Annotated in this window: 1 pseudogene; it reads right to left on the bottom strand. The window is 74.6% G+C overall.

Annotated features, from left to right (window positions below):
• Positions 1 to 433 (bottom strand): annotated as a pseudogene (locus FV228_RS32695) (MFS transporter); the annotation flags it as partial.

Raw genomic sequence — 433 nt, 5'->3', positions numbered from 1 at the left:
GCCTGGGCGTGCCCGGGCATCCGGGCGACCAGGGCGGCGGTGTAATGCGGGGTCGCCAGGGCAATGCCGGCGCCCACCACGACCGTCCCGAGCACGGCGACCCAGGCGGCGGGAGCACAGGCGGTCACGCCTGCACCCGCGGCGAAGCCTGCAAGCCCGAGGCTGAGATTGCGCCGCAGGTTCGGGCCGAGGCGCGGCACCAGGACGAGTTGCGTCAGGATCATCGTCACCGCGACGAGCGCGAAGGTCGCGCCGGCAAGACCTGCGGCGCCCGGCGCGTCGAGGTTGAAGCGCTTCTGCAGGAACAGGCCGAGCACGATCTGGATCTGGCCGAGGCCGAGGGTCAGGGCGAAGCCGATCCCCATCAGCGGTGCGGCCGCGCGCAGGACGCCACCGCGATCCGCCCCCGCCGCCCTGGCGCCAGGGCTGCCGC

This window comes from Methylobacterium sp. WL18, assembly GCF_008040015.1.
In the GTDB taxonomy this organism is placed as follows: Bacteria; Pseudomonadota; Alphaproteobacteria; order Rhizobiales; family Beijerinckiaceae; genus Methylobacterium; species Methylobacterium mesophilicum.
The sequence above is the reverse complement of the archived record's forward strand: the minus strand, read 5'-3'. Positions and strand labels throughout refer to the sequence as shown.